This window comes from Roseovarius halophilus (ex Wu et al. 2025) (assembly GCF_047086965.1).
In genome coordinates this window covers 1-1,254 of sequence record NZ_JBKOTX010000475.1, presented here as the reverse complement: position 1 = coordinate 1,254, position 1,254 = coordinate 1, and the positions used below count along the sequence as shown (strand labels likewise).

The following is a 1,254-nucleotide window of genomic DNA, read 5'->3' as shown; positions in this document are numbered from 1 at the left end:
ATGGCAAAGCAAAAGTTCGATCGTTCGAAAGAGCACGTTAACATCGGGACGGTTGGTCACGTTGACCACGGCAAGACGACGCTGACGGCGGCGATCACGAAGTATTTCGGCGATTTCCAGGCGTATGACAGCATTGACGGCGCGCCGGAGGAGAAGGCGCGGGGGATCACGATCTCGACGGCGCACGTCGAATACGAGACCGAGAGCCGCCACTATGCGCACGTCGACTGCCCCGGCCACGCGGACTACGTCAAGAACATGATCACCGGCGCGGCGCAGATGGACGGCGCGATCCTGGTTGTCAACGCGGCCGACGGCCCGATGCCGCAGACGCGCGAGCACATTCTTCTGGGCCGCCAGGTGGGCATCCCGAAGATGGTGGTGTTTCTCAACAAGGTCGACCAGGTCGACGACGAGGAGCTTCTTGAGCTTGTCGAGATGGAGGTGCGCGAGCTTCTGTCGGAATACGACTACCCGGGTGACGAGATCCCGATCATCGCCGGTTCGGCGCTGGCGGCGATGGAGGGCAACAACCCCGAGATCGGCGAGACCAAGATCCGCGAATTGATGGCGGCGGTTGACGAGTACATCCCCTCGCCCGAGCGTGCGGTGGACCAGCCGTTCCTGATGCCGATCGAGGACGTCTTCTCGATCTCGGGGCGCGGCACGGTTGTGACGGGGCGCGTCGAGCGCGGCGTGATCAACGTGGGTGACGACATCGAGATCGTGGGCATCCGCGACACGCGCAAGACGACCTGCACCGGTGTCGAGATGTTCCGCAAGCTTCTGGACCGCGGCGAGGCGGGCGACAACATCGGCGCGCTTCTGCGCGGGATCGCGCGCGACGACGTGGAGCGCGGGCAGGTGCTGTGCAAGCCCAAGTCGGTGACGCCGCACACCAAGTTCGAGGCCGAGGTCTACATCCTCAACAAGGACGAGGGGGGGCGGCACACGCCGTTCTTCGCGAACTACCGGCCGCAGTTCTACTTCCGCACGACGGACGTGACCGGCACGGTGGAGCTGCCCTCGGGGACCGAGATGGTGATGCCCGGCGATAACCTGAAGTTCACCGCCGAACTGATCGCGCCCATCGCCATGGAAGAGGGCCTGCGCTTCGCCATCCGCGAAGGCGGCCGCACCGTGGGCTCGGGTGTGGTCTCCAAGATCATCGACTGAGCCGGAACCGACCGAGGCAAGATCGGGGTGGACCACAGCGTCCACCCCCCTGCAATTCAGAGGCCGACGTGGGGGCGC

The 1,254-nt window shown here is 64.8% G+C and carries 1 protein-coding gene; it reads left to right on the top strand.

The genetic code is table 11. The annotated features are described in order from the left end of the window. Nucleotides 1-1,176, top strand: a 1,176-nt coding sequence (tuf, locus tag ACH107_RS32925) for an elongation factor Tu (RefSeq protein WP_412509797.1), incomplete at its 5' end; no start/stop codon positions are given. Nucleotides 1,177-1,254: the final 78 nt, after the last annotated feature.